The sequence below is a fragment of the Streptomyces sp. NPDC048197 genome, assembly GCF_043202395.1.
Lineage (GTDB): Bacteria > Actinomycetota > Actinomycetes > Streptomycetales > Streptomycetaceae > Streptomyces > Streptomyces siderophoricus.
Map to the genome: position 1 here is coordinate 177,353 of NZ_JBIDAJ010000012.1, position 21,951 is coordinate 199,303.

Annotated in this window: 16 protein-coding genes; 4 read left to right on the top strand and 12 right to left on the bottom strand. The window is 72.6% G+C overall.

Annotated elements, in window-relative coordinates:
* The first annotated feature begins 224 nt into the window (after window positions 1–224).
* Window positions 225–2,612, top strand: coding sequence for a GH92 family glycosyl hydrolase (locus tag ACGF4C_RS18575; protein ID WP_393567476.1), 2,388 nt, complete (start codon window positions 225–227; stop codon window positions 2,610–2,612).
* Between the two features lie 94 nt (window positions 2,613–2,706).
* Here ACGF4C_RS18575 and ACGF4C_RS18580 read toward each other — a convergent pair whose 3' ends face one another.
* The 7 genes from ACGF4C_RS18580 to ACGF4C_RS18610 form a co-directional block, all read right to left on the bottom strand.
* Window positions 2,707–2,919: an EF-hand domain-containing protein gene (locus ACGF4C_RS18580; protein ID WP_030412144.1), complete on the bottom strand. Its 213-nt coding sequence runs from the start codon at window positions 2,917–2,919 to the stop codon at window positions 2,707–2,709.
* A gap of 82 nt (window positions 2,920–3,001) precedes the next feature.
* Entirely contained in the window at window positions 3,002–5,479 is a 2,478-nt protein-coding gene (uvrA, locus tag ACGF4C_RS18585) for an excinuclease ABC subunit UvrA (protein ID WP_393567478.1), read from the bottom strand.
* Between the two features lie 41 nt (window positions 5,480–5,520).
* Entirely contained in the window at window positions 5,521–6,819 is a 1,299-nt protein-coding gene (locus ACGF4C_RS18590) for an NAD(P)/FAD-dependent oxidoreductase (RefSeq protein ID WP_393567480.1), read from the bottom strand.
* Window positions 6,816–7,010 (bottom strand): ferredoxin, encoded by a 195-nt coding sequence (locus ACGF4C_RS18595; protein WP_393567482.1) that lies wholly within the window; start codon window positions 7,008–7,010, stop codon window positions 6,816–6,818. Before ACGF4C_RS18595 ends, ACGF4C_RS18590 begins: the two co-directional genes overlap by 4 nt.
* Window positions 7,011–7,061: 51 nt before the next feature.
* Window positions 7,062–8,282 (bottom strand): cytochrome P450, encoded by a 1,221-nt coding sequence (locus ACGF4C_RS18600; protein ID WP_393567526.1) that lies wholly within the window; start codon window positions 8,280–8,282, stop codon window positions 7,062–7,064.
* Between the two features lie 290 nt (window positions 8,283–8,572).
* Window positions 8,573–9,193 (bottom strand): TetR/AcrR family transcriptional regulator, encoded by a 621-nt coding sequence (locus ACGF4C_RS18605; protein ID WP_393567484.1) that lies wholly within the window; start codon window positions 9,191–9,193, stop codon window positions 8,573–8,575.
* Between the two features lie 74 nt (window positions 9,194–9,267).
* Window positions 9,268–10,494, bottom strand: coding sequence for a CapA family protein (locus tag ACGF4C_RS18610; RefSeq protein WP_393567486.1), 1,227 nt, complete (start codon window positions 10,492–10,494; stop codon window positions 9,268–9,270).
* Between the two features lie 806 nt (window positions 10,495–11,300).
* Between ACGF4C_RS18610 and ACGF4C_RS18615 the strand changes: the two genes are divergently transcribed.
* Window positions 11,301–12,101 (top strand): alpha/beta fold hydrolase, encoded by an 801-nt coding sequence (locus ACGF4C_RS18615; RefSeq protein ID WP_393567488.1) that lies wholly within the window; start codon window positions 11,301–11,303, stop codon window positions 12,099–12,101.
* A 127-nt stretch (window positions 12,102–12,228) separates the two neighbouring features.
* Here ACGF4C_RS18615 and ACGF4C_RS18620 read toward each other — a convergent pair whose 3' ends face one another.
* The 3 genes from ACGF4C_RS18620 to ACGF4C_RS18630 form a co-directional block, all read right to left on the bottom strand.
* The gene (locus ACGF4C_RS18620; RefSeq protein WP_393567490.1) at window positions 12,229–14,301 is read right to left on the bottom strand and encodes a restriction endonuclease; all 2,073 of its coding nucleotides are present in this window, start codon (window positions 14,299–14,301) and stop codon (window positions 12,229–12,231) included.
* A gap of 241 nt (window positions 14,302–14,542) precedes the next feature.
* Window positions 14,543–14,884, bottom strand: coding sequence for a DUF1330 domain-containing protein (locus ACGF4C_RS18625; RefSeq protein WP_393567492.1), 342 nt, complete (start codon window positions 14,882–14,884; stop codon window positions 14,543–14,545).
* Window positions 14,885–15,072: 188 nt separating this feature from the next.
* Window positions 15,073–16,635, bottom strand: a complete 1,563-nt coding sequence (locus ACGF4C_RS18630) for an AMP-binding protein (RefSeq protein WP_393567494.1) — start codon at window positions 16,633–16,635, stop codon at window positions 15,073–15,075.
* A 330-nt stretch (window positions 16,636–16,965) separates the two neighbouring features.
* Here ACGF4C_RS18630 and ACGF4C_RS18635 point away from each other — a divergent pair, with 330 nt between their 5' ends.
* Window positions 16,966–18,795 carry an alpha-L-fucosidase gene (locus ACGF4C_RS18635; protein WP_393567496.1) on the top strand — a complete coding sequence of 610 codons (1,830 nt, stop codon included), beginning with the start codon at window positions 16,966–16,968 and terminating at the stop codon, window positions 18,793–18,795.
* Window positions 18,796–18,863: 68 nt separating this feature from the next.
* Here the strand turns inward: ACGF4C_RS18635 and ACGF4C_RS18640 are convergent, their stop codons facing one another.
* Window positions 18,864–19,037, bottom strand: a complete 174-nt coding sequence (locus ACGF4C_RS18640) for a hypothetical protein (RefSeq protein WP_158744962.1) — start codon at window positions 19,035–19,037, stop codon at window positions 18,864–18,866.
* 383 nt (window positions 19,038–19,420) lie between these two features.
* On the opposite strand from ACGF4C_RS18640, the gene ACGF4C_RS18645 reads away from it, so the two are divergent.
* On the top strand, window positions 19,421–20,845 hold the full coding sequence (locus ACGF4C_RS18645) for a lipase maturation factor family protein (protein WP_393567499.1): 1,425 nt from the start codon (window positions 19,421–19,423) through the stop codon (window positions 20,843–20,845).
* Here the strand turns inward: ACGF4C_RS18645 and ACGF4C_RS18650 are convergent.
* Window positions 20,739–21,827, bottom strand: a complete 1,089-nt coding sequence (locus tag ACGF4C_RS18650; protein WP_393567500.1) for a tetratricopeptide repeat protein — start codon at window positions 21,825–21,827, stop codon at window positions 20,739–20,741. The genes ACGF4C_RS18645 and ACGF4C_RS18650 overlap by 107 nt on opposite strands.
* Window positions 21,828–21,951 lie beyond the last annotated feature (124 nt).

Sequence of the window (21,951 nt, forward strand, 5' to 3'; positions counted from 1 at the left end):
CGTGGTCGCCCTCGTGGTGCCTGCGCCGCACCGTAGTTGCCCCGTGATACCTGCGCCGCACCGTAGTTTCCCTCCAAATGCCTGCGCCGGAAGAGCAGTTGCCCTTGTGCCGCCTGCACGTCCGCACCGCAGTTGTCTCCATGCCGCCTCTTGACGCGAACCTGACCTGCCCCAAGAATGAGCGCGCCTTGACAACGTTGTCGGCGAACCGGAGGTCCGGATTCATGCCATGGCCCAGTCGCAACCGGCTGCGTACCGCGGGCGCGGTACTGGCGGCCGCGCTGGTCGGAGGCGGGCTCACCGCCCCCGCCGCGCAGGCCGCGCCGCCCGGCGGCACGCTCACCGACCTGGTCAACCCCTTCATCGGCAGCCAGAAGGACGGCAACACCTACCCGGGCGCCGCGGTGCCGTTCGGCATGGTGCAGCTCTCCCCCGACACCGGTCACTACAGCGGCTACAGCTACGACGACGACCACATCCGGGGTTTCAGCTCGGTACACATCTCCGGCGTCGGCTGCGGGCTCGGCGGTGACCTGCCGGTGCTGCCCACCACGGGCGACGTCACCGAGACCGACAACGCCAGGTACGCGGCCGCCTTCCGCCATGACGACGAGTCGGCCCGGCCGGGCTACTACCGGGTCGGCCTGACCTCGTACGGCGGGATCACCGCCGAGCTGACCGCCACCGCCCGCACCGGCCGGCAGCGCTACACCTTCCCGGCCACCGACAAGGCCAATGTGCTGCTCAACGCCGGCCAGTCGCTGCACCGGACGGTCTCCACGAAGGTCGAGGTGCTGGACTCCCGCACCGTCCGCACCGCGATCACCGGCCGCGGCTTCTGCCAGGACACCGAGCCGTACACCGTCTACACCATCACCCGCTTCGACCGGCCGTTCACCTCGTACGGCACCTGGGAGGGCGACACGGTCACGCCCGGGTCGCGCGGGTCCACGGCGGGTGGCCGGCACGGCGCGTACGTCCGCTTCGACACCCGCGAGGACCGTACGGTCGAGGCGACCACGGCCCTCAGCTACGTCGACGCAGCGGGCGCGGCCCGCAATCTGCGCGCGGAGGGCGGGGGTTCGTTCGACCGGGTACGCGCCGCGGCCGATGCCGCGTGGGAGCGGCGGCTGGCCCTGGTGCGGACGCAGGGCGGCAGCCGGACGCTGCGCCGGACGTTCTACTCCTCGCTGTACCGGTCGTTCCTGGCGCCGAACCTCGGCAGCGACGCGGACGGCCGCTACACCGGCTGGGACCGGAAGGTGCACCGGACCGCCGAGTTCGGCGGCTCCGCCTATTACCAGAACTGGTCGCTGTGGGACACCTACCGCACCCAGGCGCAGCTGCTCGCGCTGCTGGCGCCGCGCGAGTCACGCGACATGGCACTGTCGGTGCTGCGGATCGACAAGGAGGGCGGCTGGCTGCCCAAATGGGGCTACGGCCCGGTCGAGACGAACATCATGACCGGCGACCCGGTCACCCCGTTCCTCACCAACGCCTATCAGCAGGGCCTGCTGAAGGGCCATGAGGAGGAGGCGTACGCGGCGCTCGCGAAGAACGCCGACGGGGTGCCGCCGGCCGGGTCGCCGGCCGTCGGGCGGGAGGCGAACGCGGAGTACCTGAGGGACGGTTTCGCGCCGTACGTCAAGGGCCGCCCGCACCGCAAGCCCGGCGACTCGGACTTCGACCACGGCGCCTCGGCGACCCTGGAATACGCCCTGTCGGATGCGATGCTGGCGCAGATGGCACGGGATCTGGGCCACACCGCGGACGCCGACCGCTATGCGGCGCGGGCACAGAACTACCGGAAGATCTTCGACCCGTCGACCGGCTTCTTCCGGGCCCGGGACGAGCACGGCGCGTTCACCGGCCCGGCCGATCCGGCCAAGAGCGAGGGGTTCCACGAGGGCACGTCCTGGCAGTACCAGTGGCTGGTGCCGCAGGACCTGCCCGGGATGCTGCGGCTGATCGGCGGCCGGGCGGCCGCGGACGAGCGGCTCGACGCGTTCTTCGCGTACCGGAAGCTGCTGGCGGACCCGGAGAGGACCGCCCGTGAGGTGTGGGTCAACGGGCCGTACGACTACTACAACGCGGACAGGTACAACCCGCAGAACGAACCGGACCTGATCGCTCCGTACACGTATCTGTCCACCGGCCGGCCGTGGAAGACGACGGACGTGGTGCATGCGGCGCTGACGCTGTTCACCGACACACCCGGCGGGATGACCGGGAACGACGACCTCGGGACGATGTCGGCGTGGATGGTGCTGTCGTCGGTCGGGGTGTTCCCCGTGCAGCCGGGCACCGACACCTGGGGGCTGAGCACGCCGGTCTTCGACCGGGTCGAGCTGACGCTGGACCGGCGCTACTACCCGGCGGGGCACTTCACCATCACCGCGCCCGGTACGTCCGCGGCCAATCGGTATGTCCGGTCGGTGCGTCTGGACGGTGCCGCCCGGGACCGTACCTACCTGACCACCGGTGAGCTGCGGAAGGGCCGGGAACTGGCCTTCACGGTCGGCACGGAGCCGTCCGGCTGGGGCACCGGCGAGCGGGCCGCGCCGCCGCCGGTGGGCACCGCGGCGCCGGGTGGTGCGGCCGGCCGGCGGTGACGGCACTCCGTTCGCCCGCGGCCGGCGGCACGGCGCGCGGTCGCGGGCGAACGGGCGGCGAAGGGGGTGTGCGTGCCGCGGGCGGGTGCGGGCGTCAGCCCTGCAGGGCCTGCCAGAACTCGTCGAAGGACATGGTGCCGTCCTTGTCGGTGTCCTTGGCCTTGATGACGGCCTCGGCGACCGGGCCGGTGACGAACGGGTCGCCCATCTCCGCCATCGCGTGCTTGAACTCGTCCGGCGTGACCTGGCCGTCGCCGTCCGCGTCGTACCGGTCGAACGTCGCCCTGGCCTCGTTGATGTCTGCCATGAGAGGTGCCCCCTTCGTGGTGCTGCGCAGGCTTGCGCGGTGGTGTTGCCTGGTGATCTGACCTGCGTACATTAGCGGACCCTCAGGACGGGCCCGGGTGCCCCCTCCGCCGGGCCAGATAGCGGGCGGTGCGGCTGCCCGGGGCGGCGGCGACCGCGGCCGGGGTGCCCTCGGCGACGATCCGGCCGCCGTCCGCGCCGCCGCCCGGACCGAGGTCGATGACGTGGTCGGCGCCGGCGACCACGCCCATGTCGTGCTCGACGACCACGACCGTGTGGCCGGCGTCGACCAGGCCGTGCAGTTGGCGCAGCAGCACCTCGGTGTCGGCGGGGTGCAGCCCGGTGGTGGGCTCGTCGAGCAGGTAGAGGGTGTGGCCGCGGCGGGTGCGCTGGAGTTCGGTGGCGAGTTTGATGCGCTGGGCCTCGCCGCCGGACAGTTCGGTCGCGGGCTGGCCGAGCCGGAGGTAGCCGAGGCCGACGTCCTTCAGGGTGCGCAGGCTGCGGGCGGCGGCCGGGACGTCGGCGAGGAAGTCCGCCGCGGTGTCCACGGTCATGTCGAGGACGTCCGCGATGGTCCGGTTCCGGTAGGTGATCCGGAGGGTTTCGGGGTGGTAGCGGGCGCCGTGGCAGGCGGTGCACGGCGCGTACGTGCCGGGGAGGAAGAGGAGTTCCACGGCGACGAAGCCCTCGCCCTGGCAGGTCTCGCAGCGGCCGGCGGCGACGTTGAAGGAGAACCGCCCGGCGGTGTAGCCGCGGGCCCGGGCCTCGTCGGTGGCGGCGAAGACCTTCCGCACCGCGTCGAACAGCCCGGTGTAGGTGGCGAGGTTGGAGCGCGGGGTGCGGCCGATCGGCTTCTGGTCGACGCGGACCAGCCGGTCGATCGCCGCGAGGCCGTCGGCGCCGGCGAGCCGGGCGCGGGCCATCGGCCCGGCCTCCGTCCCGGCCCCGGTGCCGTCCTCGGTGCCGTCCTCGGCGGCGTCGGGCCGGCCGGCGCCGAGGTGGTCCCGTACGGTCTCCGCGAGGACCCGGGTGACCAGCGTCGATTTGCCCGATCCTGAGACGCCGGTGACGGCGGTGAAGACGCCGAGCGGGAAGGCCGCGTCCAGTCCGCGCAGATTGTGCAGGGTGACGCCGCGCAGGGTCAGCGTCCCGGAGGGGGTGCGCGGGGTGCGCTGCGGGGGCGGTTCGGTGGCGAAGAGGTAGCGGCGGGTGGCGGAGTCCGCGGCGTCGGCGAGGGCGGCGACCGGGCCGCTGTGCAGGACCTGGCCGCCGTGTTCCCCGGCGCGCGGTCCGATGTCCACGATCCAGTCGGCGTGCCGGACCACGTCCATGTCGTGCTCGACCACGAACAGCGTGTTCCCGGCGTCCTTGAGCCGGCCGAGGACGGTGAGCAGGGCCTCGGTGTCGGCCGGGTGGAGTCCGGCGGACGGCTCGTCGAGGACGTAGACGACACCGAACAGGCCGGAGCGCAGCTGGGTGGCGAGCCGCAGCCGCTGGAGCTCGCCCGCGGACAGGGTGGGTGCGGGCCGGTCCATGCTGAGGTAGCCGAGGCCGAGTTCGGTGAGGACCCCGATGCGGGCCACGAGGTCGCGGGCGAGCGCCGGGGCGACCTCGTCGTCGGTGCGGGCGGCGGTGGGGCGGAGCAGGTCGGCGAGGGCAGCGAGCGGCAGGCCGGCGAGGGTGGCGATGTCCCGGCCCTCGAAGGTGACGGCGAGCGACTCGGGGCGCAGCCGTCGTCCGGCGCACCGCGGGCAGGGCTCGGCGACCATGAAGCCCTGGACGCGCCGCCTGAGCGTCTCGCTCTTGGAGTCGGCGAAGGTGTGCAGGACGTAGCGCCGGGCGCTCATGTACCGGCCTTTGTAGGGGCGCTGGATGCGGCCGGCCTCGCGGACCGGGTGGACGGTGACGACGGGCTCTTCGTCGGTGAACAGGATCCAGTCGCGGTCGGCCGGCGGGAGTTCGCGCCAGGGCCGGTCGATGTCGTGGCCGAGGGCGGCGAGGATGTCGCGGAGGTTCTTGCCCTGCCAGGCGCCGGGCCAGGCGGCGATGGCGCCCTCGCGGACGGACAGTGCGGGGTCGGGCACCAGGGATTGTTCGGTGACCCGGTGGACGGTGCCCAGGCCGTGGCATTCGGGGCAGGCGCCGGCCGCGGTGTTGGGTGAGAAGGCGTCGGAGTCCAGCCGTTCGGTCGTGCCTTCCGGGTAGTCGCCGGCGCGGGAGAAGAGCATCCGCAGGGTGTTGGAGAGGGTGGTGACGGTGCCGACGGAGGAGCGGGAGGTGGGCGCGGAGCGCCGCTGTTCCAGCGCGACGGCCGGCGGCAGGCCGGTGATGTCCTCGACCTTGGGCGCGCCGACCTGGTGGATCAGCCGCCGGGCGTAGGGGGCCACCGACTCGAAGTAGCGGCGCTGGGCCTCGGCGTAGAGGGTGCCGAAGGCGAGCGAGGACTTGCCCGATCCGGACACCCCGGTGAACGCGACCAGCGCGTCCCTCGGGATGTCCACGTCGATGGTGCGGAGGTTGTGCTCACGGGCGCCGCGCACCCGTACGTACGAGTCGGCCATCCGTCCATGATCGGGCACCGGCCGCGGTGCTCGGCGACGCGTCAGCCGGTGGCCGTCGCGGTGTCGATGCGTGTCAGGGCCTCCGCCCAGGGCAGTGGGGTGGTGACGACGGCCCGCAGCGCCCGGATCTGGCGCGGCGGCAGCCCGGCGGCGAGCACGGCGACCGCGCGGCCCTCCCGGCCGTAGAGCGCGAGGACCCGGCGTCCGGCCCGGTCGAGCACCGGCGTTTCGACCCGGTCGGCCCCCGCGGTCGGCCCGTACGCCTGGATCTTGAGGTCGTACTGGTCCGACCAGAAGTACGGGACCGGGGCGAACGGGCGGCGTTCCTGGGCGTCGGCGCCGTCCGCGGCCAGTTCGGCGAGCAGGTTGCGGGCGGCGGCCATGCCCTGTTCGGTGGCGTTCATCCGGTGCTCGATGCGCAGCGGCCGGCCGTGCACCGGGTGCTCCCAGCGGGCCACGTCGCCGGCGGCGTAGATGCCGGGGGCGGCGGCGCAGTACGCGTCGCAGCGCAGCCCGTCGGTGGTGTCCAGGGCCGGGTCGTCGCCCAGCCAGCCGACGGCGGGGGTGGACCCGATGGCGAGCAGCACGGTGTCGGCGGGCAGCCGGGTGCCTTCCTCTTCCCCTCCCCCGGTGGCTACGCCCCCATTGCCGGGGGTAGCCCCACTCGTCAGCCGGACGGCAGTGACCGCGTCCCCGTCGGTGTCGAAACCGTCCACCGTGCCGGTGCGCAGGGTGACGCCGCGGGCCCGGTGTTCCTCGGCGAGCAGTTCCCCGACCGCGGTGCCGACGGCGGCGGCCATGGGGACCGGGTCATGGCCGACGAGGGTCACCTCGTGCCCCAACTCCCGTGCCACCGCGGCAGCTTCGCATCCCAGCACCCCGTTGCCGACGATCACCAGGCGGCGGGCTCCGCCGGCGAGCCGGCCGCGCAGGGCCAGTGCGTCGTCGAGGGTCCGCAGGGTGTGTACGCCGGTGAGCGCGTCGGCGCCGGGCAGCGTTCGGGCCGCGACACCGGTGGCGATGATCACGCCGGCGCAGTCGAGCCGTTCGCCGGTGTCCAGCGTGAGGGTGCGGGCGGCCACGTCGAGGCCGGTGGCCCGGGTGCCGAGCCGCAGGTCGAGGCCGAGCGGGTCGAGCTGTTCCTCGGTGCGCAGCAGCAGCCGCTCCGGCTCCCAGGTGCCGTGCAGCAGCTGTTTGGACAACGGCGGCCGGTCGTACGGGAGATGGGGCTCGTCGCCGATCAGGGTGAGCGGGCCGGTCCAGCCGGAGCGGCGCAGCGCCTCGGCCGCGGCGAGCCCGGCCGCGGAGGCGCCGACGACGGCTATCGGGCGGGTGGTCACGCCTGGACCTCGATGACGGCGGCCGGGCAGATGGCGGCGGCCTCGCGGACCGCGTCGTGCCGGTCGGCCGGCGGTTCGGCGTCGAGCAGCACCACGACGCCGTCCTCGTCACGCTGGTCGAAGACCTCGGGGGCGATCAGTACGCACTGGCCGGCGGCGCAGCACTTGTCGGCGTCGAGGGTGATCTTCATGGTGATTCTCCGTGGGGGTGGGTGAGTTGCGGGGTGGAACGGATCGCCGGTCTACCAGGTGACCGGCAGGGCGTGACAGCCGTAGATCGACATGTCGGTACGGAACGGGATCTCCTCGACCGGTACCGCGGGCCGCATCGCCGGGAAACGGCGCAGCAACGTGCCGAGGACGACCTGGAGTTCGACCCGGGCCAGGGCCTGACCGAGGCACTGGTGGATGCCGTACCCGAAGGCGACGTGGTGCTGGGCGTTGGGACGGGCGACGTCGAGCCGGCCGGGTTCGGGGAAGACGGTCTCGTCGCGGTTGCCGGAGGGGACGGCCACCACGACGCCCTCGCCGGCCCGGATGAGGTGCCCGTCGATCTCGACGTCCTCGGTGGCGACCCGGCGGGGGCCGTTGCGGATGATGCTGTGGAACCGCAGCAGTTCCTCGACGGCACCGCGCATCAGGGTGGGGTCCTGCCGCAGCCGCTCGGCGGTCTCCGGGTCACGCATGAGGGTCAGCGCGCTCAGCGCGATCATGTTGGCGGTGGTCTCGTGCCCGGCGATCAGCAGCAGGGCGGCGAAGGCGGCCACCTCATCGTGGCTGATCTCGCCGGTCCGCTGCTGTTCGACGATCAGCCGGCCCAGGATGTCGTCGCCCGGGTCGGCCTCCTTGGCGGTGACCAACCGGTCGAGGTAGTCGCGCAGTTCGGTCCGGGCGGCCTCGCGTGCGTCGTCGGTGACGGTGCGGGAGAGCAGGGTGCCGGTGAGCCGCTGGAAGATCTCGTGGTCGTCGTAGGGCACGCCCAGCAGCAGGCTGATGACGAGGGACGGGACCGGCAGCGCCAGCGCCTCGACCAGGTCCACGCCGCCCTCCTCGCGCCCCTCGGCGCGCTCCATCGCGTCGCAGAGTTCGTCGGTGAGGCGCTGGATCTCCGGGCGCAGCGTCTCGACCCGCTTGACCATGAACTCGCGGGTCACCATGCGCCGCAGCCGGGTGTGCTCCGGCGGGTCCATGCGGATGAAGCCGCGGTTCTGCGTGCTGCCGCCGCCGGTCATCCCGCTCCGCGGGTAGCCGTGCACGGTGGTGTCGGAGCTGAAGCGGAGGTCACCGAGGACGGCCCGGATGTCGGCGTAACGCGTCACGAGCCAGGCCCAACTGCCGTCCGGAAGGCCGACCTTGGAGATCGGCCGACTGGTACGCAGGGCACCGAACTCGGCCGGCGGATCGAAGGGGCAGCCGCTCGGGGGCTCGACGGGCAGCGGCGCCGGGGCGGTGGACAGGGTCATTGCGCTCATCTCCTTCATCGCGCGGGTGCGCGCAGGCCGGCAGGGGCCGGGCGCCACGATCCGCACGCTCGCCTAACGACTGTAAACTTACATGTGTAATACACAGGTAAACGCGTCGGGGGTGGCGGGAGGGAGGAGGTATGACTACACCTCAGGCGACAGAGAGGCGCAGGGAGAAGCCGGAACAACAGCCGGCACAGCCGGTACGACAGCTACCGCCGGTACGGGCGGTACGAGCAGGACGGGCGGTACGAGCAGGACGGCGGTACAGCCGCTCCGGACATGGGCGCTCAGCGCTCCAGCAACAACTGCAGCATCTCGTCGACGAAACGGTCCAGCCGGCGGGTGTCCTTGCGGCTCGGCATGACCTGCCAGAGCATCACCCGGCCGTGCACCGCCGACCACAGCACGTACGGCGCCTCGGAACGCGCACCCCGCACCCGCCAGCCGGCGTCCTCACAGGCGGTCAGCGCCCGCTGCCAGCTGCGCACCAGCAGCCCGGCGGGGTGGCCGGCCAGCCGCTCGGGGCCGACCGGGGTCTGCCGGGTCTCGTACAGCAGGCGGTAGGTGGCCGGGTGGGCGACGGCGTAACGGCAGTACGCCCGCAGCTGGGCGCGCAGCCGCGCGACCGGGTCGTCCCCGGCGGCCCGTGCGGCGGCCTCGGCCATCGCCGCCGCCAGCCGCTCGTAGCTGACCTCCAGGGTCGCCCAGACCAGCTCTGTCTTGTCGGAGAAGTGCCGGTAGATGCTCGGTGCGGCGACGCCGGCTTCCCGGGCGACCGCCCGCAGTGACAGCGCGTCCTCGCTGCCGACCTCCTCCAGGAGCCGCTCGGTGGCCCGCAGCAGTTCCTCCCGCAGACGCTCGCCCTGCCCGCGGGGGTTACGGGCGCGGACGGCCGCACTCTCGCTCACTGCCCTCCGGTCCCTTCCCTGAGCCTGCCGACGACGGTCAGGGGACCAGGGTTTCACACCGGGGCGGGGCGGCCTCACCGCCCCATCGTCAGCCCGTCCTCCGCGGCGCCCCGGCTCAGCACCGCCGCGCCGATCCGGTCCCGGACGTCGCGGTGCGCACCGGCCCGTGCGAGGTTCCGCACCCGCACCCGGGTGCCCTGCTCGGCGAGCTGGGGGACGTAGGCGGCCTCGGTGACCCGCCAGCGCCCGCCGGGCCGCTCGGGCGGCGCGAAACGGAAGCGGGCAAGGGTGCCCCAGTTGCCGCGCGGCTGCCTCATCGCACCGGAGAGCTGGTCGCCGAGTCCGTAGACGACCCAGGTGCCGTTGACCTTCTCGTACGGCTGCGGGGTGTGTGCGTGGGTGCCGACGATCAGGTCGATGTCGGGCCGGCCGTCGGTCTCGGCGGCGGTGAGCGCCCGGGCCAGGGCGAGCTGCTCCTCGTCCGGGGCGGTCCGGTACTCGGTGCCCCAGGCGGGACTGACCACCACGACGTCCGCACCGGCCCGGCGGGCCGCCCGGGCATCCTCGATGATCTTCTCCTCGTCGAGCAGGTTCACGGCCCAGGGCGCATCGTCCGGCGGGCCGCCGCCCTCGATGCCGTCGGTGTACGACAGATGGGCGACCCGCGCCCCACCGGGGGCCCGTAGCAGCGCCGTCCGGGCGGCCTCTGCGTCATCCCGGGCCGCGCCGGCATGCCGCAGCCCGACCGTGTCCAACGCATCCAGGGTCCGTCGAACCCCTGGAATCCCCTGGTCAAGCATGTGATTCGACGCGGTCCCGCAGGAGTCGTAACCGACCGCCTTGAGCGCGGTGGCGATCTGCGGCGGCGACTGGAGGAGCGGATACCCGCTGAACGGTCCGTCGAGCGGGCCGAGCGGCGCGTCCAGATGACACAGCGCCACATCGGCCCCGGAGACGACGGGGGCCACACCCTTGAGTATCGGCCGGAAGTCATAGCCGTAGCCGTCCAGGGGCGCGTCGTCCTGCGCGGTGTCGAGCACTTCGGGGTGGGTCGGGATCACGTCCCCCGCGGCGACGAGCGTGAACGGCCGCCGGGCCGCGGGCTCGGCAACCGGCGCCCGCCCGTGCGCAGGCGGACGGGCTTCCGTGCCCGTCCGCGACCGAGCGCCCGACGCCTCCCCACCGGGGCTGGGCCTTGCCACCGGGCGCCCACCCCCACACCCTGCGACCACCACAACGGCCAGCACGCCAACCATGCATCGTCGGCCCGCCGCCGCCCAATACCTCCTATATGTGCCCATACCCGACAAATATCACGCGTTCCGCTGCGCTTTGCGGTGCCTCCCACGTACCTGGCTGTCCCGCCGCGGGGCGCTGCGCTTTGCGTCGCCTCCCACCTAGCCGCCTGTCCCGCCGCGGGGCGCTGCGCTTTGCGGTGCCTCCCACGTAGCCGCCTGTCCCGCCGCGGGGCTGGCTCGCCGTGCCCGCTTTGCGGCGCCCCCCACGTAGCTGTCCGTCCCGACGCGGAGCTCGCTCGCCGTTGCGCGCTTTGCGGCGCCGCGTACGTTGCTCACCGTCCCGCCATGGTTGCTTCTCGCCGTTGCGCCTGGCGGCGGGCGTTTGTGTGTCGGGTGCGGTGACAGCCCTACAGACTTCGTCCTCCGGTCTGTCCCCTCCCGTGAGTGGGGGGTGAGAGGCCGGTGGGGGCAGGCGTCGTCGTGCGGCGGTACCTCAGATGGGCGAAGTCGGGAATACCTCCCCCGGCCCGTGAGTTGAGGCCCTGCAAGGGGCACTCGCATCCCCTACGGGATCTGTTCGACCGTCCCCTACGGGTCCCAATGGCCCCTTGTATCCCCAACGCCCGCCCCCACCCACCGCATTCCCATCCCCCAACGGGAGGGGACGGGCCGGAGGGGCCTTCTTCATGGACGTAAAGCGACAGCAGTCCATGAAGAAGGCCCCGGAGGTCCGTCACCGCACCCGACACCCACCCAGCCCGCCGCAGGCGCAACGGCGACCAACACCCGCGGCGCCGCAGACAACTACGTACGCGGCGCCGCAAAGCGCAGCGGAGCCGCGGGACAGACGGATACGTAGGGTCGGGAGTATGAGCACACTTGGGGAGCGGGAACCGGTTCATGTGACGGTATGGGACGAGGCGACGCCCGGGGCGCCGCGGGTGCTGCTGGTGCACGGCACCATGACCTGGGGGACGGAATGTTTCGCCGGGCAGCGGCCGTTGGCCGAGATGTTCCGGCTGGAAGTGGTCGACCGTCGCGGGTTCGGTGACAGCCCGGACATCGCCCGTAGCGACTACGAGACGGACGCCGAGGACATCCTCCAATTCCTCGGGCATGGTGCGCACCTCGTGGGACATTCGTACGGCGCGGCCGCCGTGATGCTGGCCGCGTCGGTGCGCCCGGAGGCGGTGCAGTCACTCACCCTCATCGAGCCGAGCCCGCTTCGGACCGCGGCCGGGCATCCCACCGTGGCGGCCGCGGTCCGGCGGATCCGGGAGGCGTTCGGTGCGTTCGACGCCGCCCGGATGGACCCGGAGGTGTATCTGCGGGCTTCCACCGAGCCGTACGGGCTGCCCGCGCCGGAGCCGACCCCGCGGATGCTGCGTGCGGTGCGGTCGGCGATGCGTGAACGGCCGGTGTGGGACGCGGCGTTGCCGCTCGGACGGTTGGCCGCGGCCGCGCTGCCCAAGGTCGTCATCAATGGCACCTGGGAGACAGCGCATCCGGAATACCGGGAGTTCATCGGCGCGGCGCTGGCGGCCTGCGGGGAGTACCTCGCCGAGGCGATCGGCGCCCGCCACGTCCAGGTGAGCGGCGCCTCGCACGCCCCGCACCAGGAGCGGCCCGATGAGGTAAACGCCGTGCTCACCCGGTTGTGGCAGAGCTAGCTGACTAGTACCCCTGGCCGCCCGACAGTCCGGGTCCGGGGGCCCGGCCGCACGGTCCGGCCGGTTCGGTCGGGGCGGGATCTCTCGTGCGGGAGGGCCGCTTACGAGGGCACCGACACGCCCCCGGTCAGGCGACCTCGATGCCGTACTCCTGTACCAGGGCCGTGAGGCCGCCGGGGTAGCCCTTTCCGCCGATGACGAAGTCCCAGTCGCCGCCGGGGCGTTGGCGGAAGGAGCCGAGGACAAGTGCGGTCTCTCCGGGTCGCCCGTCGGAGACCGTCAGCCGGCCCTGCTCCTCCCCCGCGGCGTCCAGCAGCCGGATCCGGGCGTCGGTGAAGCCGGAGAGGTCGGCGTCCGGGTTGGTCTGGGGGTCGATGGCGGCGACCAGGACCAGCCGGTCGGCGTCCGGTGGGAGTCCCTCGAAGTGCACCTGCACGGCGGCCCGGTCGGGGGCGGTGCCGGGCAGCATCCGTACCGAACCGTCCGGCGTGCGCGGGTTGTTGTAGAAGACGAAGTGGTCGTCGCTGAGCACGGTGGTCCCCTTGCAGACCAGGGCGCAGACGTCGAGGGCCACGTCCCCGGACCAGGTCATGCCGAGGATGTTGTGCTCCGGCGTCCCGGAGGAGGTGTCGGGGGCGGTATCGGGGCCGGGGGCGGGCGTGCCGAGGCGGCCGCTGAGACCGTAGCGGCCGAGCAGGTCGACGAGTTCGGGGCCGGCGATCAGGCTGAGCGGTTTGCCGTTGGCGAAGGTGTGCGCGCCGGGGCCGAAGCGGGAGGTGGTCACCAGCACGCCCTTGTTGGCGCCTTCGGCCTGGACGGTGCCGTACAGGTCGCGGACCGCGGTGGGCGGGACGGTGTTGCGGTAGCGCTTGACCTGCACGACGATCTTGCCGCCGCGGATCGGGTCGGGGTCCAGCGCGTCCACGTCCACCCCGCCGTCGCCGGACCGCTGGGTGGTGACGGCCTGCATGCCCATCGCTCGGAACAGTTCCGCGATCAGGTTCTCGAAGGCGATCGGGTCCATCTCGTAGAGGTCCGGTTCGGTCTCGCCGCCGTGCGAGACGACCGTGCCCGCACCGCCGGCGTCGCCCGGCAGCCGTCCGGGCCGTACCGCCGTGCGCTGGTCCGGTCGGGCGGCGAGCTGTCCGCGCAGGCCGTCGGTCAGGCACTCCACCGCGCTGACCCGGTCGAGATGGAGGGCGTCGAAGGCGCCGCGCGGGGCCATGACAGTGGCGAGGTACACCTGCGCGGGGCGGCCGGTCGCCGGGTCGACGTCGTCCACGAAGCCGTTGAGCGCCACCGAGTCCAGCGCACCGTAGGTGTCGGCGGCGAAGAGGTCCCGCAGGACCAGCAGCATGCTCTGGGCCAGGACGTCGCGGTAGAGCGCCCGGCGCTGGGCGGCCGGCCGGGCGGTCTCCTTCTCCTGGTCGGTGGTGGCCTGGTAGCGGACGGCCTTGGTCTCCGGGACGACGGCGTAGCCGGGCAGTTCCCAGTCCAGGACGAGCTGGCGGGTGGTCGGCTCGTAGGCGGCGGTGACGCGGCGGGGGAACCCCTCCGGCCAGGCGGTGGAGGCGTAGAGCGCGGCGGAGAAGTACTCGACGGCGGCCTCGGCATCGCCGTTGCGCAGCCCGGTCAGCAGCTCCGCTATGCCGGCGTTGTGCTGCCGGATCTCGGCCAGCGCACCGGCGGCCCACTGGTCGTACTGCCGCCGGTAGGCCGCGAGTTGGTTCTGCCGCTGGTGTTCGGCGGCCTGGGCGGCGTACCAGTCCTGTTCGTAGCGGGCGCGGGCCTCCTCCTGGGCGCGGTCGCGGCGGGCCGCGCCCAGGTGCCGACTGCCGGTGGACGCCTGATAGCGGGCCGGATCCGGCATCGGTACGGGGGTGGCGAGGGCGCCCGGTGCGAACTCCTCGATGCGCTCGGGGCGCAGCAGCGCGGCGGCGGTGAAGGCCGGGGCCCGGCAGCCGTCGGCGAGCAGGCCGGTGAGCGCGGCGACCCGCGCGTCCAGTTCCTCGGTCCGGCGGCGGGCGTCCGCCTCGCGTTGCTGCCGGTAGGCGGCCTGGCGTTCCCGGTGCAGCCGCGCCATGGCCCGTTCGGCGTCGCGGGCCTGCCGTTCCTGGTCGCGCTGCGCCTGGGCGTACGCGCGGCGCTGGGCTTCCTCCCGGCGCTGCTGCTGGCGCTGCGCCTCGGCCCAGACGGCCATTAATCCATGGGAACGGCGGCTCATGTCGACTCTTCGTCCTCCCCCCGGGGCGGCGGCCCCCGGAACCCTGTGGAAGCGGTTTCACCAGCGCTGTTGCGGCTGACCGTCGCAGTCGACTCTAGCGGGAGGGCGTGCCGGGACGGTGCGGGACGGGACGTTTCCGACGGACCGTTACGACGCGGGGACGTTGCCGACGTGGAGATCACCGGCGCCGGGACCTTGCCGATGCAGCAAGATCCCGTCAGGCGGCGGCCGCCCTCCTCTCGGCGGCGGTCCCGGAGACGTCGTAGTCGGCGCCGACTCCGGGCACCAGGACGCAGTCGCCCTCGATGTGCCGGGTGCGCAGCGGCAGGATCTCCTGGTACGCGGGAGAGTCGTACCAGGCCCGGGCCTCGTCGATGCCGGGGAATTCGATGACGACGACGAAGCCCGGCCACTCGCCCTCGCGCACCTCGACCTGCGCGTTGTGCACCCGGAACCGTCCGCCGAAGGGGTCCAGGGTCGGCTGGATCCGGTCCAGGTACTCGGCGATCTCCGGGTGCGGGGCGGTGCGGCGGAGGTGGGCGATGGCGAAGGCGCTCATGGGACTGCCTTTCCGGGGGGGCTGCGGTGGGCGACGCCGTCCACGTTTCCAGGCCACCGCCATAGGGTCGATTACCTCTGGGGTCATCTGTGGGACGTCCCCCGGCCCGTCACGTGAGGACGGCGCGAGGACGTCACCATCGCCAACTCCACGGTCCGAGCGACCAGTTGAGAGGTGCCGGTGGTTCCTCAGATCGCTCCCCCGCGCTCCGCCCAGTACGGGTCCCGCAGCCGTCGTTTGAAGAGCTTGCCGGACTCGTCGCGCGGGAGCCGCTGCTCGAAGACGACGGCCCGCGGGACCTTGTAGCCGGCGAGCCGCTCGGCGACGTGGCCGCGTACCTCTTCGGCGGTGAGGCGTACGCCGGGTTCGGTCTCCAGGTGCGCGGCGAGGACCTCGCCGAACTCCTCGTCGGGGATGCCGAACACCGCGGCGTCGCGCACCCCGTCCAGGGCCAGCAGTGCGGCCTCGATCTCCGCGGGGTAGATGTTGACGCCGCCGGAGATGACCATGTCGTTGCGGCGGTCGCTGAGGTAGAGGTAGCCGTCCGCGTCGAGATGGCCGATGTCGCCGATGGTGACGTATCCGGGCAGGCCCGGCGCCTCCATGGCGGCGCGTTTGGCGGGGTCGCCGAGGTAGGTGAACTGCGGCCAGTCCTCGGACGGTTTGAGGTAGACGTCACCGGTGGCGCCGGTCGGCAGCGGCTGCCCGTCAGGGCCGAGGACGGCGACCTCGCCGGTCCCGCTCGCCCGGCCGACGGTGCCGGGGTGGGCCAGCCACTCCGCGCTGTCGCACCACGTCACCGCGCCGGTCTCGCTGCCGCCGTAGTACTCCCGGAGGACCGGCCCCAGCCAGTCGATCATGGCGTGTTTCACATGCGGTGGACAGGGCGCGGCGGCGTGCACCACGGAGGTGAGCGACGACAGGTCGTAGCGCTCGCGGACGTCCTTGGGGAGCCTCAGCAGCCGTACGAACATCGTGGGTACGACCTGGACCTGCTCGATGCGGTGCCGCTCGATGAGGCGCAGGAACTCCTCGGCGTCGAAGCGCGGCATCAGGGTGATGTCGAGGCCGGCGGCGAGCGCGAGGACGGCGTGCTGGCTGGGGGACGCGTGGTAGAGCGGCGCGGGGATCAGCGTACGGCCGCCGGGGGCCACCGCGAAGTACTCCAGGAACCGCTCCACGGCAAGGTCGAGCCGGTCCGGTGCGACGGGGGCGCGCAGAACTCCTTTGGGGCGCCCGGTGGTTCCGGAGCTGTAGATGACGGTGGGCGGGCGTTCCGCGGCGGGCCGGTCGAGCGGCTCGTGGCCGGCCAGCCAGTCGTCGAGCAGCGGGTGCGCGCCGGTGGGCGGGGGTGCGGCGGTGCCGCAGGCGGCCGCCACCCCGGTGGGTACCGCGACCTCGACGAGGCGGGCGCCCGCCGGCAGCACGGCGGCCACCTGGTCCAGCAGGTCGGTGTGGACGAAGACCAGCTTGCTGCCACTGTCGGTGAGGACGTGCCGCAGGTCGTCGTGGCGGAAGTGCCAGTTGACCGGGACCGCACAGGCGCCGAGCAGGGCGGCGCCGGCGGTGATCTCCAGATGTGCGGGCTCGTTGCGGAGGACCACGGCGATCCGGTCGCCCGGGTGGACTCCCGCGGCGCGTAAGCCGCTGGCGATCCGCGCCGCGCGGTCGGTGAACTCGGGGTAGCCGCGCTCCTGCCCGGCGCAGCGGATGGCGGGGGCGCCGGCGGCGTGCGGGGCGACGGCTTCCATGGGACCTCCAGTGGCTGCGGCCGGGCGGCTCATTGAACAGCCAACCGCGCCGGTCCACCAGGTCACGGTGCGTCCGAGCGGTCCGGAGGAAAGCCCGACCGTATGCATCTCGGCCAACCGACGACGGCCACTTTGCTCCGATCAATGTGCCCGCACACCCCGCTCGGCGCCCTCACCATCGCCAACTTCCCCCAGATGCTCCGATGTCTGTCCGATGTTTGTCGTGTCCCGGGGGTTCCGGTCGGGGGGCCGGGCCTGCACCATGCGGGAGGACACGGGAGGCGCGCGCCCGGTTCACCGACGGGACCATCCGACCCGAGGGAGCGAGCGATGCACAGCCGCACGAGACCGTTCCGGGGATGGGGAGTCGTGGTGGCGCTGGCTGCGCTGCTGCTGGCGGCGGGCGGCTCGGGGCCCGCCGCCGCGCGTTCGCCGCGGCCCGCCGAGGGGCCCGGCACCAACCATGCGACCGACGACCCGTTCACCGCGCCGCGCACCGCGTGGTGGCGCACGGACCGCTTCGGGATGTTCATCCACTTCGGCGCGTACTCGAACCTGGAGGGCGAGTACCGGCGGCCGGACGGCACGGTCTGCCGCAACGCGGAGTGGATCGAGCGCGAGTGCGGCATTCCGCGGGCGGAGTACGAGAAGCAGGCCGCCACCTTCGACCCGTCCGGTTTCGACGCCGAGGCGATCGTCCGGGCCGCCAAGGAGGCCGGGCAGCGCTATGTCGTCATCACCGCCAAGCACCATGACGGCTATGCGATGTGGCCGACCCGGCAGAACACCTGGAACCTGCGGGACCACTCCGCGTTCGACCGGCGCCGCGACATCCTCGCCGAGCTGAAGCGGGCCGCCGACGCCGCCGGCCTCAGGCTCGGCTTCTACTATTCGATCTGGGACTGGCACGATCCGGACTTCGCCGGCCCGGCGACCTTCCCGCGGTACAAGGAGCGGATGTACGGCCAGCTCAAGGAGCTGATCGAGAATTACGACCCGGCGCTGCTGTGGTTCGACGGTGAGTGGGACGCGGACCGCCCCACCAACCGGTGGTCCCGCCGGGACGGCGCCGAGCTGCAGGCGTATCTGCACCGTCTGAAGCCGGACCTGATCGTCAACAACCGCGTCGGCAAGCGTGACGTGGTCGACGGGGACTTCGGCACGCCGGAGCAGGAGATCCCCGCCGAGCCGGTGGACGGCCAGCTGTGGGAGAGCTGTATGACGCTCAACGACCATTGGGGGTACGCCCGTTACGACAGCAACTGGAAGTCGCCGGCGACCGTCGTCCGCAATCTGCTGGCCGTGGCGAGCCGGGGCGGCAACTACCTGCTGAACGTGGGGCCCGACCGGCTCGGCCGGATCCCGCAGCCGTCCGTCGACCGGCTGCGGGAGACCGGGCGCCGGCTGGCCGCGCACGGGCAGGGCGCCGCGGTGTACGGCGCCGGGCACACCGGTCTGGTCGCCGCACCGCCGTGGGGCGCGGTCTCGCGGCGCGGCGACGAGCTGTACGCCTCGGTCACGTCGTGGCCCGCGGCCGGTGAGGCGCTCCATCTGACCGCGCGGGCGCCCTTCCGGATCACCGCGGCCCGGGTGCTGGGCAGCGACCGGCGGGTGACGGTGGTCCGGGCCGGCGACGGCTTCGACCTCACGCCGTCGGGCCCGGCCCCCGATCCGCTGGCGAGCGTCCTGCGGCTGACGATCGAGCCGCCGCCCGAGGCGGCCGCCGGCACCGGTACCGGGCTGACCGCGCGGAGCTGGGCGAACGACTCCTTCACCGGCGCACCCGCGGTGACCGGCGTCGATCCGACGGTGAACATGTCGTACCGCTTCGACGGCTCACCGGACCCCGGCATCCCCGCGGATCACTTCAGCACCCGCTGGACCGGCTTTCTCCAGCCGCGCTTCGACGAGACGTACACCCTCACCACCGTCTCGGACGACACCGTGCGGCTGTGGCTCGACGGCAGGCTGCTGATCGACAGCGCGACCCCGCACGGCCCGAAGGTGGACAAGGCCACGGTCACCTTGCGGGCCGGCCACCGGCACCGCATCCGGATCGACCACACGGAGCGGACCGGTGAGGCGCATATGAAGCTGCTGTGGTCGAGCCCGAGCCAGTCCCAGCAGGTCGTGCCGCAGCGCCGGCTCTATCCGGGCTGATCCTGGTCGGGCGTCGGCCCCGACCCTGGAGGGTGCTACCCCAAGGGTCAGGGCCGACGTCCGAGCGGTCAGTCGATGCCGCGGAAGATGTGCGGCTCGCCGGGATCGTCGTCACAGCCGGCCAGCCGCACCGGCCCGCAGCGGTCCCAGACTTCGAGGTTACGGACTTCCTTGATCCGACCTGGTCGCTCGCCCCCCTGCTTCAGCCGGGGTTGCTTGGGTTGAACCTTGTGCACAGCCACCACGCACTCCTTCATCGAGGTATTGGTCCGACGCGGTGGCGCCTTGTTCACAGAGCGGGAAGTCGGCCAAGGTTTGTGGCGTTCCCGCGACGGGCCAATGGTGTTGGCGTCTCCCAGATAGGTCGTCCGTCGACCCTCAGGGTAACTACGGCGCCCGCGCCACGCTCGACGTTTTCCGGCGAGATGGTCATGTCGCCGGAAGGCGGGAATAGCGCCCCCTTGGGAGACCGGGTCGACAACGCCGCAATGTGATGCACATCACACACTCTAACGGCTCACCGGTTGCTGCAATTGCCCCGATCCGTACGCTGGAGGGTGACTGGCGAGTGACCGCGCGGACGGAGTGTTCCCGGGTGCGCGGCGGCAGTGCTACCCATGGGCAGGTGGCATGGTTCTCGGATTCCGGTTACTGGCTCGGCCGGCTGGTTTTCCAGCGGCTGCTGGCCGTCCTCTATCTGCTCGCGTTCCTCGCGGCACTACGGCAGTTCCGGGCGCTCATGGGGGCGCGCGGGATGCTGCCGGTGCCCGAGTTCGTGGCGCGGGTGCCGTTCCGCTTGGCACCGTCGGTGTTCCACTGGCGCTATTCGGACCGCTTCTTCGCGGGCTGGTGCCGGTCCGGAATGGTGCTGTCGGCGGCGGTGGCGGCGGGTGTCGCGGACGCCGTACCGCTCTGGGCGTCGATGGTGCTGTGGGCCGTGCTCTGGGCGCTGTACCTGTCCATCGTGAACGTCGGGCAGACCTGGTACAGCTTCGGCTGGGAATCGCTGCTGCTGGAGTCGGGCTGCCTGGCGGTGTTCCTCGGCAACGCCGGCACCGCGCCGCCGGTGCTGATCATGTGGCTGCTGCGCTGGGTGCTCTTCCGGGTGGAATTCGGTGCCGGCCTGATCAAGATGCGCGGTGATCGCTGCTGGCGGGATCTGACCTGCCTGTACTACCACCACGAGACCCAGCCGATGCCCGGCCCGCTGAGCTGGTTCTTCCACCATCTGCCCAAACCCCTGCACAAGGTCGAGGTGGCCGCCAACCACTTCGCCCAACTCGCCCTGCCCGTCCTGCTGTTCACCCCGCAGCCGATCGCCGGCTGGGCCGCTGCCGCGATGGTGGTCACCCAGCTGTGGCTGGTGCTGTCCGGCAACTTCGCCTGGCTGAACTGGGTGACCATCGCGCTCGCCGCGTCCGTCGCCGCACCCCTGTGGGCGCAGCCCGATACCCCGCTGCCCGCCCCGCCCCTCTGGTTCGAGGTCCTGGTCCTGATCGCCACCGCCGGCGTCGCCTGGCTCAGCTACCGCCCGGCCCGCAACCTGCTCACCCGGCAGCAGATGATGAACACCTCCTACGAGGCACTGCACCTGGTCAACTCCTACGGCGCCTTCGGCAGCATCACCCGGGTGCGCCGGGAGATCGTCATCGAGGGCACGGCGGACGCGGTGACCGGGCCCGGGACGACCTGGCAGGCGTACGAATTCCACGGCAAGCCGGGCGACGTGCGCCGGGTGCCGCGCCAGTTCGCGCCGTATCACCTGCGGCTGGACTGGCTGATGTGGTTCGCCGCGCTGTCCCCGGCCTACGCGCGGTCCTGGTTCGTACCGCTCGTGGCGCGGCTGCTGGAGAACGACCGGGACACCCTGCGGCTGCTGCGCACCAATCCGTTCCCCGACCTGCCGCCGGCCCGGATCCGGGCCCGGGTCTTCCGCTACCGCTTCACGACCTGGCGGGAACTGCGGGAGACCGGAGCGTGGTGGCATCGCACCGAGGAGCGGGAGTTCCTGGCGCCGATCGGGCGGTCAGCTCTGTCCGGAAGGCGCTGACCATGGCGCCCGCATGGCGCAGCCCTATTCGGGCGAACTCCTTTTCCAGCACGGCGAGTTCGGCCAGCGTCTCGTCCAGGTCGTGACCGAGCCGGGCGCGGGACTTGGCCAGCCCCAGCCGGGACAGCGCCTCCCCGCGCGGCTCCTCCATCGCCCGGAACTCCCCCAGCGAGAGGGTGTAGGTGTCCCGGGCCTCGGCGTAACGGCCCGCCCGGTACAGCACATTGCCGCGCATCTTGTGGTTGTAGGCGAGCGCGCTGGCCAAGTCCATCCGGCGGCAGACCGCCTCCGCCTCGGACAGCAGCGCCAGCGCCCGCTCGGTCTCGCCCCGCACGGACAGCACATCGGCGATCCCCCGCAGCGACCAGGCGCGGCCCCGCGCGTCATCGCCCTCCTCGGCTATCCGGGCGGACTCCTCGAACAGCTCCAGGGCCTTGTCGTACTCGCCGGTGTTGCGGTGCATCTGGGCGATGCCGGACATCGCCCAGACCGTGTGCCGGGCCTCGCCGTGCTCCCGCGCCTGGGCGAGCAACTGCTCGTGGAGCTCGGCGACCGCGGCGTAATCGCCCTGTATGCGGCCGGTCTCGGCGAGCCCGGCGAGCGCGTAGCCGTGCGCGAGGCGGTCACCGCCCTGGTCGGCCAGCGCGACGGCGTGCGTGAGCAGCCGGCGGGCCAGCGGCAGCGTGCCGCACTGGCGGGCCAGGGTGCCGCCGCTCCACAGCGCCCAGGCCATGGCGCCGGCGTCACCCGCGCTCCGGCCGCTGCGGTAGCTCTCCCGCCAGGCGTCGCCGGCCGCCGCGACCCGGCCGAGCCGCCGGTTGGCCTCGGCGACCGCGAGCCCGGCCCGGGCCCGCTCCAGCGCCGTGCCCGCCTCGGCGCGCGCCCGGCTCGCCGTGGCCAGCACCTCCTCGTAGGACGAGTTCACGCCCAGTGCCGCGCCCAGCTCGCCCTGATATTCCGGTGCGAACGCCTTGCCGTACATCAATCCCGGACCTCTCGATCATTTCCGTGCTTGATCACGAAAGTACGAGCGATCGGGGGTCCGGCGAATCAACCCACGTATGGGTCCTTCCGTACAACTGGAGTGCTACGCCGGGGGTGCCTGA